The following is a 14,405-nucleotide window of genomic DNA, read 5'->3' as shown; positions in this document are numbered from 1 at the left end:
AACGATCAAGTCTGAAACTTGTTCTAGATTAACGTCCCGGCATAGTGTCGCGGGACAGCGCAGTGAGAAGGGGGCCCAGGGTGACCGCTGAGGCCAGTCGGACGGGTCCCCGTCCGGAGCCCGCCGCCGACGGCTTGCGACCGCTCCGCATCGCGCTCCTCACGTACAAGGGGAACCCGTTCTGCGGCGGCCAGGGCGTCTACGTCCGCCACCTCTCACGCGAACTGGTCCGCCTCGGCCACCGGGTCGAGGTGATCGGCGCACAGCCCTACCCGGTGCTCGACGACGGCCCGGACCACGGCCTCGGGGACCGGCTCTCCCTCACCGAGCTGCCCAGCCTCGACCTCTACCGCCAGCCCGACCCCTTCCGCACCCCGAAGCGCGACGAGTACCGGGACTGGGTCGACGCGCTGGAGGTCGGCACCATGTGGACCGGCGGCTTCCCGGAGCCGCTGACCTTCTCGCTGCGCGCCCGCCGCCACCTGCGCGCCCGCCGCGGCGACTTCGACGTCGTCCACGACAACCAGACGCTCGGCTACGGGCTGCTCGGTGACGTGGGCGCCCCCCTCGTCACCACCATCCACCACCCCATCACCGTCGACCGGCAGCTCGAACTGGACGCCGCCGAGGGCTGGAAGCGGCGGTACTCCGTGCGCCGCTGGTACGCCTTCACCCGCATGCAGAAGCGGGTGGCGCGCCGGCTGCCCTCCGTGCTCACCGTCTCCGGCACCTCGCGCCAGGAGATCGTCGACCACCTCGGCGTACGCGGGGACCGCATCCACGTCGTCCACATCGGCGCCGACACCGACCTCTTCTCGCCCGACCCGTCGGTGCCGAAGGTGCCGGGCCGGATCGTGACCACGTCCAGCGCGGACGTGCCGCTCAAGGGCCTGGTCTTCCTCGTCGAGGCGTTGGCGAAGGTGCGCACCGAGCAGCCCGCCGCCCACCTCGTCGTCGTCGGCAAACGGCCCGCCGAGGGACCCGTGGCCCAGGCGATCGAGCGGTACGGCCTGGAGGGCGCCGTCGAGTTCGTCAAGGGCATCTCCGACGCGGAACTCGTCGACCTGGTGCGTTCGGCCGAGGTCGCGTGCGTGCCCTCCCTGTACGAAGGGTTCTCGCTGCCCGCCGCCGAGGCCATGGCGACCGGCACGGCGCTGCTGGCCACCACCGGCGGGGCCGTCCCGGAGGTCGCCGGACCCGACGGGGAGACCTGCCTCGCGGTGCCGCCGGGCGACGCGGGCGCGCTGGCCGCCGGACTGAACCGGCTGCTCGGCGACCGGGAACTGAGGGCCCGGCTCGGCGCGGCCGGACGCGAGCGCGTGCTGCGGCACTTCACCTGGGCCCGCGCCGCCCAGGGCACGGCCGCCCGCTACCGCGAAGCCATCGGCCCCTCGGCCACCGTCCCGACGGCCGGCCCCGCCACCACCCCCACCAGTGACACCGGCGTCTACCCCGAAAGCAGGGCCACGTGCTGACCGTCGACTTCTCCCGGTTCCCGCTCGCCCCCGGCGACCGCGTCCTGGACCTCGGCTGCGGCGCCGGCCGGCACGCCTTCGAGTGCTACCGGCGCGGCGCCCGGGTCGTCGCCCTGGACCAGAACGCCGACGAGATCCGCGAGGTCGCCAAGTGGTTCGCCGCGATGGAGGAGGCCGGCGAGGCCCCGGCCGGCGCCACCGCCACCGCGATGGAGGGCGACGCGCTGGCCCTGCCCTTCCCGGACGAGTCCTTCGACGTCGTCATCATCTCCGAGGTGATGGAGCACATCCACGACGACAAGGGCGTCCTCGCCGAGATGGTCCGCGTCCTCAAGCCCGGCGGACGCATCGCGATCACCGTCCCGCGCTACGGTCCCGAGAAGGTCTGCTGGACGCTGTCCGACGCCTACCACGAGGTCGAGGGCGGGCACATCCGCATCTACAAGGCCGACCAGCTCCTCGCCCGCATCCGCGAGGCCGGCCTCAAGCCCTACGGCACCCACCACGCGCACGCGCTGCACTCGCCGTACTGGTGGCTGAAGTGCGCCTTCGGCGTCGACAACGACAAGGCGCTGCCGGTGCGGGCGTACCACAAGCTGCTGGTCTGGGACATCATGAAGAAGCCGCTGGCGACGCGCGTCGCCGAGCAGGCGCTGAACCCGCTGATCGGCAAGAGCTTCGTGGCGTACGCCACCAAGCCGCACCTGCCGCCGGTGGACGCCGCGTGACGACCTCGCGCACGCCCCGCACCGAACACCTCGTCCTGCCCGGCGTCCTCACCGAGGCCGAGGCCGCCGCGACCGTCCGCGGCATCCTCGCCGTACAGCGCGAGGACGGCGCGATCCCGTGGTTCCGCGGGCACCACCTCGACCCCTGGGACCACACCGAGGCGGCGATGGCCCTGGACGCGGCCGGTGAGCACGACGCCGCCGAGCGCGCCTACGAGTGGCTGGCCCGGCACCAGAACGCGGACGGCTCCTGGTACGCCGCCTACGCCGACGGCGCCCACGACGACGTCACCGACCGGGGCCGCGAGAGCAACTTCGTCGCCTACGTCGCCGTCGGCGTCTGGCACCACTACCTCGCCACCGGCGACGACACCTTCCTGGACCGGATGTGGCCCGTCGTCCACGCGGCGGTCGAGTTCGTGCTGCGCCTCCAGCAGCCCGGCGGACAGATCGGCTGGCGGCGCGACGACGACGGCACCGGCGCCACGGAGGCGCTGCTGACCGGCAGCTCCTCCGTCCACCACGCGCTGCGCTGCGCCCTCGCCATCGCCGAACAGCGTGAAGAGCCGCAGCCCGACTGGGAGTTGGCGACCGGAGCGCTCAGGCACGCGATCCGCCGCCACCCGGAGCGGTTCCTGGACAAGGACCGCTACTCGATGGACTGGTACTACCCGGTGCTGGGCGGCGCGCTGACCGGCACGGAGGCAAGGTCCCGCATCGCGGAGAGCTGGGACCGCTTCGTGGTCCCCGGCCTCGGCGTGCGCTGTGTCGTGCCCAACCCGTGGGTGACCGGCGGCGAGTCGGCCGAACTGGCCCTCGCCCTGTGGGCGGTCGGCGAGTCCGACCACGCCCTGGAGATCCTCCAGTCGATCCAGCACCTGCGGGACGCGGACAGCGGCCTGTACTGGACGGGCTACGTCTTCGACGACGACGCCATATGGCCGCGCGAACTCACCACCTGGACGGCCGGCTCGCTGCTCCTCGCCGTCGCCGCGCTGGGCGGGCACGAGGCCACCTGCCAGGTCTTCTCCGGCGACCGGCTGCCGAGGGGGCTGGACCCGGACTGCTGCGTCTGACCGACGCGTCGCCGGGCGCGGCTCAGTGGCGGTGCAGGCGGTTGGCGACGGCGTGTCCGACGAAGAGGTAGACCACCGCTGCCAGTCCGTAGCCCGCGACCACCCGGGCCCAGGCCTCGTCGAACGTGAACAGGTCGCGTGACCAGCCGGCCAGCCAGTTCGCGGCGTCGTGGACGAACCGCACCAGGTCGTTGGCCCGGTTCGCGTCCAACAGGTACATCAGGATCCACAGTCCGAGGATGACGGCCATGATGTCCGCGATCACCGCGACGGCCGTTCCGGCGGAGTTGGAGCCACTGCGACTTCGAGGGGACATGCCTTCCGTCTGACCCCGGATGTCCGTCCGAAACCAACGGCGACGGCCCCTCGCCCGGAAGCTCCGGTGGGCGAGGGGCCGTTGACGTCGAAACGCTGGGCGGGCGCGGTCAGCCGCGCTGGATGCCCGAGGTGTCCTGGAGCACGCCCCGGCGGCCGTCCTGCGTCTGCGCGACCAGATTGGCGCCGCGCTGCTCGACCGCCAGGTACCAGGTGCCCGGCGCGAGTTCGGCGATCGGCGTGGGGTTGCCGTCCTCCGCGAACAGCGGACGCGGCACCGGCACGGCGAACCAGAACGGCGAGAAGTCCCCGGCCGGCTGCGCCTGCTGCGGGGCCTGGGCCTGCTGCGGGGCGTGCGGCTGCGGCTGGCCCGGCTGCGGCTGGCCGCCACCGAAGGACTGACCGGGCTGTCCGGGCTGCCCCGGCTGGGCGCCGTACGGCTGCTGCTGCGCACCCGGGTAGCCGTAACCACCCTGCGGCTGGCCGCCGTAGGGCTGCGGCGCGGCCGGGCGGGCGGCGGGGATCAGGGAGCCCTTGAGGGCCGGGACCAGCGGCGTGGCGACGGCCGCGACGGCCATGATCAGGGTGGCGACGAGGGCGAGGATCAGGCCCGTGCCGAGGTCGGGGCCGTCGGAGCCGCCGCCCACGTTGTCGACACCGCTCGCCGGGTCGAAGACGTTGCCCAGCGCGCTCCAGGCAGCGAAGATCGTGAACGCGATGCCGAACTGGCCGAGGTCGAGGCCGGCGACCTTCCTGGGCTGCGGCAGCCCCCGGGCCACCACGATGAGCGCGGCGCCGATGATGCCCGCCAGGACGACGCTGAGTACGACCGGTCCGCTGCCCCACAGGTTGGGCAGTTCGAGACTGTCGGGAGCGTCTTCGACGGAGTAGAGGCCGAGGAACGACGCGATGAACAGCAACACCGCTGCTCCGATCACCACGCCGTCGCCTCGAGTGAGGGAGCGGATATTCACTTCAGGTCCTTCGTAGGTCGTCTCGTCGTCGGTAGAGGCGTCGCTGTCACCATGTCGCCGTCAGGGTCCGGAGTGAAGCGCGGGGGTGGCCCCTCATCGTACGGATGACACTATCGTCCAGGCGTCGGGCCTGTCCCCGGGGATCCGCGCGCTGATCGCTACCCGCGCAGGAAACTCACGATTCCCTCAGACATCCCTTGCGCCGCTTTCTGCCGCCAGTCGCCGCTGGTCAGCAGCGCCACATCTTCGCCGTCGCGCATGTTGCCGCACTCGATGAACACCTTGGGAACCGTTGACAGATTGAGACCGCCCAGGTCCGTGCGCGTGACCAGGCCGGTGCCGCCGCCGACGTAGTTGGAGGGCGCGCTGCCCGTGACGCGGACGAAGCCGCCCGCGATGCGCTGACCCAGTTCGGCGGAGGGGGCGACGATGGCCCGGGTGTCGGCCTCGCCGTCGTGCACGGAGCCCGGAAGGATCACGTGGAAGCCTCGGTTGCCGGCCCCCGACCCGTCGGCGTGGATCGAGACCGCGGCGTCGGCCTTCGCCTCGTTGCCGATCCGGGCCCGTTCGTCCACGCAGGGGCCGTACGGACGGTCGTCGTCCTGCGTCAGTCTCACGGTCGCGCCCTGCTCCTCCAGGAGAGTGCGCAGCCGGTGGGCGACGTCCAGGGTGAACTTCGCCTCGGGCCAGCCCGCGTCGGTGGCGGTGCCCGTCGTGTCGCACTCCTTCCAGTGGGTGCCGACGTTCACCTTGCGGTTGATCTCGGACGCGTGCCGGAAGTTGCCCGGGTTGTGGCCGGGGTCGATGACGACGACCTTCCCCTCGAGGGGGCCGTTCGCCCCGGCGGGCGCGGACTTCGAGGCGGAGGGCGACGGCTTCCTCGTGGAAGGCGAAGGGGAGGTGCCCGTGGGCGCCTTGGGGTCGGCGCTCGGGGAGGCCGGACCCTCCGAGGACGGTGCCGCCGACGTTCGCGCACCACTCGCGCGGTCCGCCCCGCCGCCGCCCCCGTCGTCCGGACCGGCGACCGCCGCGTACACCCCCCAGCCGAGCAGCGCGCCGGGGACGAGCGCGGCGATCGCCACCGTCAGCGGGCGGCGCAGCGGAGAGCGGCGGGGCTGGGGTGGTTCGAAGTCCGGGCCTGTGTACGACACGTCAGCGACTCTAACCGCGCCCTCAGATCCCCGTGCCCGTTCGCCGCAGGACGCGCAGCGAGTCGGTCACGGAGACCTCCGTGAACGCGCCGGACGCGAGGGCCCTGAGGTAGACGCGGTACGGGGCCTGGCCGGTGAACTCGTCGGCCGGGTCCGGGAAGACGTCGTGGATGACCAGGAGGCCGCCGTCGGCGACGTGCGGGGCCCAGCCCTCGTAGTCGGCGCCCGCGTGCTCGTCGGTGTGGCCGCCGTCGATGAACACGAGGCCGAGGGGTGAGTTCCAGACCGACGCCACCTGGGGCGAGCGGCCCACCAGGGCGACCACGTGCTCCTCCAGCCCGGCCCGGTGGAGGGTGCGGCGGAAGGTGGGCAGGGTGTCCATCACGCCCAGTTCGGGGTCGACCGTCTCCGGGTCGTGGTACTCCCAGCCCGGCTGCTGCTCCTCGCTGCCCCGGTGGTGGTCGACGGTGAGCGCGGTGACACCGGCCCGGCGGGCGGCGTCGGCGAGCAGGACGGTGGAGCGTCCGCAGTAGGTGCCGACCTCCAGCAGCGGCAGCCCGAGCCCGCCGGCCTCCACTGCCGCCGCGTACAGCGCGAGGCCCTCGTGCGCGGGCATGAACCCCTTCGCGGCCTCGAAGGCGTCCATGATCTCCGGCGTGGGTGCTGCCGCGGGCATGCGGGTCCTCTCGGTGGTACGTCCGGCGTGCGGCCCCATGCTGCCGCACCCCCCGCCGCGTGTTGCGGCAGGGGGTGCGGGTGGGCGGTGCGGTGGGGTGCGTGCGGTGCGGGTCAGGCGGAGACCGTCTCGCCCGGCAGGGACAGGTCCAGGTCGACCGGGCGGTGACCGGTGTGGGTCGCCGAGTGGGCGAGCGGGCCGTGGCCCGCGGCACGGGCGGCCAGGACGTACGGGCCCTCGGCGGGGACGGCGAGGGCGTAGCTGCCGTCACCGGCGGAGAGCGTCGCGCCTGCCTGGCGGCCGTGCCGGTCGATCAGCGTGACCTTGGCACGGGCGACGGGGACGCCGTCGGCGGTCAGCACCCGGCCGCGGAAGCCGGACAGCGCCGCGTCGGACGGGAACTCGCCGGCCAGCGCCTGCTCGGCGCGGGCCAGGTTGGCGTCCTCCTCGCTGCTCGCGCGCAGCTGCGTGGTGGACTCCGGGCGGCGGCGGGGGAGGAAGAAGGCCAGGGCCAGGCCCACGGCGACCGCGGCGGTGGCGATCAGGAACGAGACGCGGAAGCCGTGCATGGTGGGGACGGCGACGCCGCCCACGTCGTTCGCCGTGTTGGCGAGCACCATGCCGATGACGGCGCTCGACACCGACGTACCGATGGACCGCATCAGGGTGTTGAGGCCGTTGGCCGCGCCCGTCTCCGAGGCCGGGACCGCGCCGATGATCAGCGCGGGGAGGGAGGAGTAGGCGAGGCCGATGCCGGCGCCGATCAGCACCGAGGTGACGACGGTCTGCCAGGCGGCGTTCATCAGGCCGAGGCCGCCGCCGTAGCCGACCGCGATGATCAGCAGGCCGATGATCAGGGTGGTGCGGGGGCCGTAGCGGGCGGACAGGCGGGCGTAGACCGGCGCGGTGAACATCATCGTCAGGCCCAGCGGGGCCACGCACAGACCCGCGACGACCATCGACTGGCCGAGGCCGTAACCGGTCTCCGAGGGCAGCTGGAGGAGCTGGGGCAGGACGAGCGAGATGACGTAGAAGGAGACCCCGACCATGATCGAGGCCAGGTTGGTGAGCAGGACCTCGCGGCGGGCCGTGGTGCGCAGGTCGACCAGCGGGGCGGCGACGCGCAGCTCCATCAGGCCCCACAGGAGCAGGACCACGGCGGCGGCGGCGAACAGGCCGAGCGTGGTGGGCGAGGACCAGCCCCAGTCGCTGCCCTTGGTGATCGGCAGGAGGAAGAGGACCAGGCCGGCCGACAGACCGAGCGCGCCCGGCAGGTCGAAGGAGCCCTTCGCGCGCAGCGGGGACTCCGGCACGACGAGGAGGGTCAGGGCGATGGCGAGGACGCCGAGACCGGCGGCGCCGTAGAACAGGGCGTGCCAGTCGGTGTGCTGCGCGACCAGGGCGGCGGCGGGCAGCGCCAGACCGCCGCCGACGCCGATCGAGGAGCTCATCAGCGCCATCGCCGAGCCCAGCCGCTCGCGCGGCAGCATGTCGCGCATCAAGCCGATGCCGAGGGGTATCGCGCCCATCGCGAAGCCCTGGAGGGTACGGCCGACGATCATCGGGAGCAGGGCGTCGGTGAACGCGCTCACCAGCGCGCCCACCACCATCACCGACAGGCTGAGGATCAGCATGCGGCGCTTGCCGAACAGGTCGCCGAGCCGGCCCATGATCGGCGTGGCCACGGCTCCGGACAGGAGCGTGGAGGTCAGGACCCAGGTGGCGTTGCTGGACGAAGTGTCCAGGAGTCGGGGCAGATCCTTGATGACCGGGACGAGCAGGGTCTGCATCACCGCGACGACGATGCCCGCGAAGGCGAGCACCGGGACGGTGGCTCCGGTCGCTCGCCGGGCGGGTTCGTCGGTCGTCGTGGGGGACACGGACATTGAGTGGGGCCTCCAGGCCGGGAGTCGGCGAATGCGTCTGAATCGGGTCTGCGTCTGTGGTCAAGGTGCGTGCAAGCTGAACCTCGTGCGCCGGGGCAACTATTCCGTTGCTTCGAGTCCCTAACTAATTCTTGACCTTCTCTTGGCAACCCGCCTACGCGCGGTTCACCGGCCGGTCGCCCAGGACTCCGGTCCTAGGACCGGACGGGCACCAAATACCGATGCAAGGGGCGCACTCGGGTTGAGACCATGACACCCATGCTCGAAGCCACCGGCACCTCTGCCACCGCCCGGATATCCGCCCGCCGCAGCCCTCCTCCCACCTGGCTGGTCGTCGCGCTCGCCTGCGCCGGACAGTTCCTGGTCGTCCTCGACGTGTCCGTCGTCAACGTCGCCCTGCCGTCGATGCGGGCCGACCTCGGCCTGAGCGCGCAGGGCCTGCAATGGGTGGTCAACGCCTACGCCATCGCCTTCGCCGGCTTCATGCTGCTCGGCGGCCGGGCCGGCGACCTCTACGGACGCAAGCGGATGTTCCTGGTCGGGCTCGGCCTGTTCACGCTCGCCTCGCTCGGCGGCGGGCTCGCGCAGGAGGGCTGGCAGCTGCTGCTCGCACGGGCCGTGCAGGGGCTGGGCGCGGCGGTGCTGGCACCGTCGACGCTGACGATCCTGACCGCGGCGGTGCCGGAGGGCGCGGCGCGGGCGCGGGCGATCGCGACCTGGACCGCCGTGGGCGCGGGCGGCGGCGCGGCGGGCGGTCTGGTGGGCGGCGTCCTGGTGGACGGGCTGTCGTGGCGCTGGGTGCTGCTGATCAACGTCCCGGTGGGCGCGGTGGTGCTGGCCGGCGCCGTGCTCTGGCTCACCGAGAGCCGGGCCGGTGAGCGGCGGCGCCTCGACCTGCCGGGCGCGCTGCTGGTGACCGCCGGTCTGGCCACGCTGGCCTACGGCATCTCGCAGACCGAGTCCGCGGGGTGGGCGGCGACGGCGACGCTCGTGCCGCTGCTCGCCGGGCTGCTGCTGCTCGGGCTGTTCCTGCTCGTCGAGGCGCGGACGGCGGCGCCGCTGATGCCGCCGGGGCTGCTGCGGCTGCGGTCGGTGGCGTCGGCGAACGTGGCGATGCTGGTGTCCGGCTCGTCGATGTTCTCGATGTGGTTCTTCATGACCCTGTACGCGCAGAACGTGCTGGGCTACTCCCCGCTGGAGGCCGGTCTCGCCCTGGTGCCCAGCTCGCTGGCGGTGGTCCTCGGGTCGAAGCTCGCGCCGCGGTTCATGCGGGGGATCGGGGCGCGGAACGTGGCCGTGCTGGGCACCCTGGTGGCGGCGGCCGGCTTCGGCTGGCAGTCGACGATGACCGCGGACGGGGCGTACGTCACCGCGATCATGATCCCCGGGGTGCTGATGATGCTGGGCGCGGGCCTGGCGGCGACTCCGCTGGCCTCGCTGGCCATCTCCGGGGCGGCGGCCGGGGACGCGGGGCTGGTCTCCGGGCTGATCAACACCTCCCGGACGATGGGGGGTTCGCTGGGGCTCGCGGTGATGTCGACGATCGCGGCGGCCCGGGCCGGGGGAGAGGAAGCGGGGCCGGCCGCGCTGACGGACGGATACGCCCTGGTGTTCCGGACGGCGACGGTGGTGCTCCTCGCCGGGGCGGTGCTGATGTGGGCGTGGCTGCCGGCGGGGAAGCGGGAGGAGAAGGGGACGGACACGGGGGCGGCGTAGGCGGGGCGGCCGGTCAGACGGTCGACGGCGTCCCGTACGGTCGGGGCAGTCCGTGATCGTCCTCGTGAACGGGGTGACAGGAGAGCCATGCCCATCGACGCAGCCGAGGCGCTCGCCGCCGCACCGCGCGTGCGGGAGATCGCCTGGGACCACAAGGACGTCCAGCTCTACCACCTCGGCATCGGCGCCGGTCTGCCCGCCACCGACCCGGGCGAACTGCGCTACACCCTCGAGTCCCGGCTGCACGTGCTGCCCAGCTTCGCCACGGTCGCGGGCGGCGGCGCACCCGGCGTCACCGGCGCCCTGTCCGGGCCCGGCGTCGACGTCGACCTCGCCCGCGTCCTGCACGGCGGGCAGCGGCTGCGCCTGCACCGGACCGTTCCCGTGCGGGGCCGGGCGCGCGCGGCCTCACGCGTGGTCGCCGTGCACGACAAGGGCACGGCGGCCGTCCTCGTCCTGCGCACCGACGTCACCGACGCGGACGGGCCGCTGTGGACCGACGAGGCCGAGGTCTTCGTACGCGGGGAGGGCGGCTGGGGCGGTGAACGGGGACCGTCCGGCCGTCCGGGGCCGGTGCCGGACGGGGCGCCGGACCACGTGGCCGAGCGAGCCGTGCGCGAGGACCAGGCCCTGCTCTACCGGCTCTCCGGTGACTGGAACCCCCTGCACGCGGACCCGGAGTTCGCCGCGCGCGCCGGCTTCGAGCGGCCCGTCCTGCACGGGCTGTGCAGCTACGGAGCCACCCTCAAGTCGGTCGTGGACACGCTGCTGGACGGCGACGTGAGCCGGGTGCGGGAGTACCGGACGCGGTTCACCGGGATCGTGTACCCGGGGGAGACGCTGCGGGTGCGGATGTGGCGGGCGGCGGCGCCGGACGGGGGCGGGACGGTGCGGGCGGACGTGAGCGTGCGCGAGCGGGGCGACGCGGTGGTGCTCGCCGACACCGTGGTGCGGTACTCGCCGACCCCCTGACGCGGTGTGCGTGACGGCGAACGGCTCTGACGCGTTGTGCGTGACGGCGAACGGCTCCGGCCCGGCCCGTCGGAGGTGACGGACCGGGCCGGAGCCGCTCGCTGTACGTGTCCCGCGGCCGTCAGGCGGCCGCTTCGGACTCCTCGGCCGGCTTGCGGTGGCGGCCCCGCGGAACCTGGGCACCGTCCTGGCTGGACACCGGTCCCCGGTGCCTGCCGTGGCCGGTCCCGGTCTCGGATACGTCGGCGCCGTCGGCCTGCGTGGGCTGGGTCGTGCTGGCGTCGTTCATCGGAAGGAATTCACCCCGTCAACATGATCTTTCCTACAGCCGGGCGAGTCTAACCGGCACCCCGAGGGCCGGATCCAGGCGGCCGCGCCAACCGGCACTACTTCGTTACAAGCCGTGCCAGCGGGGCCTGTTGCAGCGGTACGGGGCGCGGTGGGGACGGAGCAGGGGCGTCCGGTTCCGCCCCCTCCGACGGGTCCTCCGCACCGGGCGCGGGTGACGGCCCGGGCGCCGGTGCGGGGGGCTCGGCAGGAGGCGACGACTCCGCCTCCCGCTCCCTCGTCCGCGCGCCGTCCGCGTCCGGTGGCGCGGGCAGCCGCGCCACCCCGCACGGCGACTGCGGCGTGGCGCACGGCAGCCGCAGCTCCCCGTCCGCGGTCCACAGCCCGGCGCCGGCCAGCCACCCCGCGGGCGCCGGAAGGTGACGCACCCGCCGTTCGTCGGGCCGCCACACCGCGACCCAGCTGCCGAGCGCGCCGTCCACGCGCAACGCCACCGCGCACCGTTCCGGCGTCAGCGCCTGACCCGGCTGGATCGCGAACGGCGTCACCACGCAGTCCGGCAGCCGCAGGCATTCCGGGAAGCGCACCGGCAGCGTGCTGCCCAGCACCCCCCAGCCGAGCCGGTCCTGCCCCGGCGAGGGCGCGTCCGAGCGGATCAATACCAGCCCGCTGTCCGGGTCGGCCAGCAGTATCCGGTCGTCGCTGTCCGCGGCGATCTGCAGCAGCGGCGACACCTCGCCGTCCCGCTCCAGGTCCAGTACGACCGCCTTGGTGCGCCCGCCCGTCTCCCGGTCCACGGCCAGTATCCGGCCCGTGCGGTCCAGCCAGACCCCGCCCGAGCAGCGCCCGGGGATCTCGGCCAGCCGCTCGGGCCCGAACGCGCCGCCCGCCACCTGCCACAGCACCGTCGAGCGGGGGCCGGTGGCGAGGGCGTACGCACGCTCCCCGCCCGGGGCCGGGGGCAGCAGCCGCAGCACGGTGGCGTCCGCCGGGCACTCGACCGCGCCGAGCGGCAGTTCGCCGGTGCCCGGCCCGGTCGGGTACAGCAGCGAGAAGAAGTGCCGTCCGGCCGCCACGCGGTGGACCAGGACCCGCCCGTCGCCCATCGGCTGCACCTCGGTGCCGGGCTCCTCCGGCTGGTTGCCGGGCAACGGCACCGCGTACGGCTCGGGACCGTCCAGGGTCCAGCGCTCCGGGTACCAGCAGTCCCCGCGACGGGCGAGGCGTGCGGCGTAGGCGCCCTCGGCGGTGATGCTGCAGCCCGCCGGTGGCGGGCCGTCGTTCCCGGGCGCCGCCGAAGGTTCGATAGCACAGGCTGTCATCGTTCGGTCACCTCCAGCGACGAAGCTAGTTTTCGTACGCGCGGGCGGGGACCGGCGAGAGCCCGCATCACACGTACGTGTGGCACAGGAACGATTCGCCTGAGGGGCGTGCGGGGTGTGTGCTGTGCCCGGCCGGACGGGGACCGGGGAGCCGCTGCGGGTACGACGGCGCAGTACAGGCAGGTAGCCTTGCACCCGTGCCCCGTCTGTCAGAAGTCATCGCCGCGCTGGAGAGCCTGTGGCCCGCCGAGCGGGCCGAGTCCTGGGACGCGGTCGGCACCGTCGTGGGCGTCCCCGACCAGCAGGTCTCCCGGGTCCTGTTCGCCGTCGACCCGGTCCAGGAGATCGCCGACGAGGCGGTGAAGCTGGGCGCCGACCTGCTCGTCACCCACCACCCGCTGTACCTGCGCGGGACGACGACCGTCGCGGCCTCCACCTTCAAGGGCCGCGTGGTGCACACGCTCATCAAGAACGACGTCGCACTGCACGTCGCCCACACCAACGCCGACATCGCCGACCCGGGCGTCTCCGACGCGCTGGCCGGCGCCCTCGACCTGCGCGTCGTGCGACCCCTGGTGCCGGACCCGGCCGACCCGCACGGGCGTCGGGGCCTCGGCCGCGTGTGCGAGCTCGAGCATCCGCTGACCGTGCGCGAGCTCGCCGCCCGCGCCGCGGAGCGGCTGCCCGCCACCGCGCAGGGCATCCGCGTTGCCGGCGACCCGGAGGCCGTCGTCCGCACGGTCGCCGTCAGCGGCGGCTCCGGCGACAGCCTCTTCGACCACGTGCGGGCGGCCGGCGTCGACGCGTTCCTCACCGCGGACCTGCGCCACCACCCGGTCTCGGAGGCCCGCGCCCACAGTCCCCTCGCGCTGCTCGACGCGGCGCACTGGGCCACCGAATGGCCCTGGTGCGAGCTGGCCGCGGCCCAGCTCGACGAGATCTCCGACCGTGAGGCATGGGACCTGAGGGTCCACGTCTCCAAGACGGTCACCGACCCCTGGACGGCCCACGCGGCGTCCGCCCCGACCTCCGACGCAATGGGAGCCCCCAACTGAAAGCCGAGTCCGCCGACCAGATCCGACTCCTGGACGTCCAGGCCCTCGACGTCCGCCTCCAGCAGCTCGCGCACAAGCGCAGGTCCCTGCCCGAGCACACCGAGATCGAGTCGCTGACCAAGGACCTCACGCAGCTGCGCGACCTGCTCGTGGCCGCCCAGACCGAGGAGAGCGACTGCGCCCGCGAGCAGACCAAGGCCGAGCAGGACGTGGACCAGGTGCGCCAGCGCGCCACCCGCGACCAGCAGCGCCTGGACTCGGGCGCCGTCACCTCCCCGAAGGACCTGGAGAACCTCCAGCGTGAGATCGCCTCCCTCGCCAAGCGGCAGGGCGACCTCGAGGACGTCGTCCTGGAGGTGATGGAGCGCCGCGAGTCCGCGCAGGAGCGGGTCGCCGAGCTGACCGAGCGGGTCGGTTCCGTGCAGGGCAAGCTCGACGACGCCGCCGGGCGCCGGGACACGGCCGTCGGGGAGCTGGACGCCGAGGCGGCCTCGGTGACCAAGGAACGCGAGGTCATCGCGGCCTCCGTCCCCGCCGACCTGCTGAAGCTCTACGACAAGCTGCGCGAGCAGCAGGGCGGCGTCGGCGCGGCCAAGCTGTACCAGCGCAGCTGCCAGGGCTGCCGCCAGGAGCTGGCGATCACCGAGCTGAGCGAGATCCGCTCGGCGGCGCCCGACACGGTCGTACGCTGCGAGAACTGCCGCCGCATCCTGGTGCGTACGGCGGACTCGGGCCTGTAGGGAGCCGGTTCGGTGGCAGTTCCGGTGACGG

14 protein-coding genes are annotated in these 14,405 nt (G+C 73.5%); 7 read left to right on the top strand and 7 right to left on the bottom strand.

Features of this window, described 5'->3' with window-relative positions:
• Window positions 1-80: 80 nt before the first annotated feature.
• Genes ACLIN4_RS10675 through ACLIN4_RS10665 form a run of 3 tightly spaced genes read left to right on the top strand, consistent with a single transcriptional unit; the run spans window position 81 to window position 3,279 of the window.
• Complete coding sequence (locus tag ACLIN4_RS10675) at window positions 81-1,475, top strand: glycosyltransferase family 4 protein (protein ID WP_107479122.1); 1,395 nt, start codon at window positions 81-83, stop codon at window positions 1,473-1,475.
• Window positions 1,469-2,203 (top strand): class I SAM-dependent methyltransferase, encoded by a 735-nt coding sequence (locus tag ACLIN4_RS10670; protein WP_107479121.1) that lies wholly within the window; start codon window positions 1,469-1,471, stop codon window positions 2,201-2,203. Before ACLIN4_RS10675 ends, ACLIN4_RS10670 begins: the two co-directional genes overlap by 7 nt.
• Window positions 2,200-3,279, top strand: coding sequence for a prenyltransferase/squalene oxidase repeat-containing protein (locus ACLIN4_RS10665; RefSeq protein WP_107479120.1), 1,080 nt, complete (start codon window positions 2,200-2,202; stop codon window positions 3,277-3,279). The genes ACLIN4_RS10670 and ACLIN4_RS10665 overlap by 4 nt, the downstream gene beginning before the upstream one ends.
• A gap of 22 nt (window positions 3,280-3,301) precedes the next feature.
• On the opposite strand, the gene ACLIN4_RS10660 is transcribed toward ACLIN4_RS10665, so the two are convergent.
• From ACLIN4_RS10660 to ACLIN4_RS10640, 5 genes are all read right to left on the bottom strand, one after another.
• Entirely contained in the window at window positions 3,302-3,595 is a 294-nt protein-coding gene (locus ACLIN4_RS10660; protein WP_100046606.1) for a hypothetical protein, read from the bottom strand.
• A 109-nt stretch (window positions 3,596-3,704) separates the two neighbouring features.
• A complete protein-coding gene (locus tag ACLIN4_RS10655) occupies window positions 3,705-4,568 on the bottom strand; it encodes a DUF5336 domain-containing protein (protein WP_100046605.1) in 864 nt (287 codons plus the stop codon).
• Window positions 4,569-4,726: 158 nt separating this feature from the next.
• Complete coding sequence (locus tag ACLIN4_RS10650) at window positions 4,727-5,719, bottom strand: N-acetylmuramoyl-L-alanine amidase (protein WP_411575711.1); 993 nt, start codon at window positions 5,717-5,719, stop codon at window positions 4,727-4,729.
• A 22-nt stretch (window positions 5,720-5,741) separates the two neighbouring features.
• A complete protein-coding gene (locus ACLIN4_RS10645; protein ID WP_179342606.1) occupies window positions 5,742-6,395 on the bottom strand; it encodes a class I SAM-dependent methyltransferase in 654 nt (217 codons plus the stop codon).
• A gap of 113 nt (window positions 6,396-6,508) precedes the next feature.
• On the bottom strand, window positions 6,509-8,275 hold the full coding sequence (locus tag ACLIN4_RS10640) for an MFS transporter (RefSeq protein ID WP_269959106.1): 1,767 nt from the start codon (window positions 8,273-8,275) through the stop codon (window positions 6,509-6,511).
• Window positions 8,276-8,539: 264 nt separating this feature from the next.
• Here ACLIN4_RS10640 and ACLIN4_RS10635 point away from each other — a divergent pair, with 264 nt between their 5' ends.
• Together ACLIN4_RS10635 and ACLIN4_RS10630 are read left to right on the top strand one after the other, a co-directional pair.
• The gene (locus ACLIN4_RS10635) at window positions 8,540-9,997 is read left to right on the top strand and encodes an MFS transporter (RefSeq protein WP_179350353.1); all 1,458 of its coding nucleotides are present in this window, start codon (window positions 8,540-8,542) and stop codon (window positions 9,995-9,997) included.
• A gap of 87 nt (window positions 9,998-10,084) precedes the next feature.
• Complete coding sequence (locus ACLIN4_RS10630) at window positions 10,085-10,969, top strand: MaoC/PaaZ C-terminal domain-containing protein (protein WP_107479116.1); 885 nt, start codon at window positions 10,085-10,087, stop codon at window positions 10,967-10,969.
• A 121-nt stretch (window positions 10,970-11,090) separates the two neighbouring features.
• Here ACLIN4_RS10630 and ACLIN4_RS10625 read toward each other — a convergent pair whose 3' ends face one another.
• Window positions 11,091-11,258, bottom strand: a complete 168-nt coding sequence (locus tag ACLIN4_RS10625; RefSeq protein WP_107479115.1) for a hypothetical protein — start codon at window positions 11,256-11,258, stop codon at window positions 11,091-11,093.
• 97 nt (window positions 11,259-11,355) lie between these two features.
• Window positions 11,356-12,579 (bottom strand): hypothetical protein, encoded by a 1,224-nt coding sequence (locus ACLIN4_RS10620; protein ID WP_289903550.1) that lies wholly within the window; start codon window positions 12,577-12,579, stop codon window positions 11,356-11,358.
• A 197-nt stretch (window positions 12,580-12,776) separates the two neighbouring features.
• Here ACLIN4_RS10620 and ACLIN4_RS10615 point away from each other — a divergent pair, with 197 nt between their 5' ends.
• Both ACLIN4_RS10615 and ACLIN4_RS10610 read left to right on the top strand, forming a co-directional pair.
• Window positions 12,777-13,634: a Nif3-like dinuclear metal center hexameric protein gene (locus ACLIN4_RS10615; RefSeq protein WP_107479114.1), complete on the top strand. Its 858-nt coding sequence runs from the start codon at window positions 12,777-12,779 to the stop codon at window positions 13,632-13,634.
• Complete coding sequence (locus ACLIN4_RS10610) at window positions 13,631-14,374, top strand: zinc ribbon domain-containing protein (protein ID WP_107479123.1); 744 nt, start codon at window positions 13,631-13,633, stop codon at window positions 14,372-14,374. Before ACLIN4_RS10615 ends, ACLIN4_RS10610 begins: the two co-directional genes overlap by 4 nt.
• Window positions 14,375-14,405 lie beyond the last annotated feature (31 nt).

The organism is Streptomyces mutabilis (assembly GCF_046628145.1).
Taxonomy (GTDB): Bacteria; Actinomycetota; Actinomycetes; order Streptomycetales; family Streptomycetaceae; genus Streptomyces; species Streptomyces mutabilis.
The sequence above is the reverse complement of the archived record's forward strand: the minus strand, read 5'-3'. Positions and strand labels throughout refer to the sequence as shown.

Coding starts and splice junctions, on each gene's coding strand:
- ACLIN4_RS10660 (WP_100046606.1), bottom strand. CDS start 3,595: ATGTCCCCTCGAAGTCGCAGTGGCTCCAACTCCGCCGGAACGGCCGTC.
- ACLIN4_RS10645 (WP_179342606.1), bottom strand. CDS start 6,395: ATGCCCGCGGCAGCACCCACGCCGGAGATCATGGACGCCTTCGAGGCC.
- ACLIN4_RS10635 (WP_179350353.1), top strand. CDS start 8,540: ATGCTCGAAGCCACCGGCACCTCTGCCACCGCCCGGATATCCGCCCGC.
- ACLIN4_RS10630 (WP_107479116.1), top strand. CDS start 10,085: ATGCCCATCGACGCAGCCGAGGCGCTCGCCGCCGCACCGCGCGTGCGG.
- ACLIN4_RS10625 (WP_107479115.1), bottom strand. CDS start 11,258: ATGAACGACGCCAGCACGACCCAGCCCACGCAGGCCGACGGCGCCGAC.
- ACLIN4_RS10620 (WP_289903550.1), bottom strand. CDS start 12,579: ATGACAGCCTGTGCTATCGAACCTTCGGCGGCGCCCGGGAACGACGGC.